This window comes from Aphanothece microscopica RSMan92 (assembly GCF_046613545.2).
Taxonomy (GTDB): domain Bacteria; phylum Cyanobacteriota; class Cyanobacteriia; order PCC-6307; family Cyanobiaceae; genus NIES-981.
The window spans coordinates 1-421 of record NZ_JBKKKY020000598.1 but is presented as its reverse complement, the minus strand read 5'-3'; the positions used below and the strand labels follow the sequence as shown (position 1 = coordinate 421).

Sequence of the window (421 nt, the reverse complement as noted above, 5' to 3'; positions counted from 1 at the left end):
GATCAGGTTTTGGCCATGGTCAAGCGCGGTGACCCGGGCTGGGAAGATCTGGTGCCCGAAAGTGTCGCTGATATTATTAAAGACAAATGCCTTTTTGGCTTTCCGTGCGTGGTGTACGATGCCAGGCACGCGGCCCGTAAAGCCGAGGTAGAAGACCTGAAAGACTAATTTTTTGTCCGGGTAAGCCCGGAAAGCGCCGCTGGTACAACATACGGGCGGCGCTTTGTTTTATTTAATCGTGAAGGACCCCTGACCTATGTTAAATCCCTCGGCGTACAGCTCAATGGTATAGGTGCCTTTTTGGAAACTTTGGGTCCGGTTGTACAGAATGCTTACGGGTTGGTTGTCGTTGGTATAGGCTACTTCTTTCCGTAGTGTGTAGGTTTCGTAGTTGCCGTTATTCTCAAACAAGCCAGAACCC

At 50.4% G+C, this 421-nt stretch carries 1 protein-coding gene; it reads right to left on the bottom strand.

The window, feature by feature from the left end; genetic code table 11:
* Nucleotides 1–228 precede the first annotated feature (228 nt).
* Nucleotides 229–421 (bottom strand): hypothetical protein (locus ACLD7X_RS19235; RefSeq protein WP_411425278.1); only part of this gene is annotated, 193 nt, incomplete at its 5' end.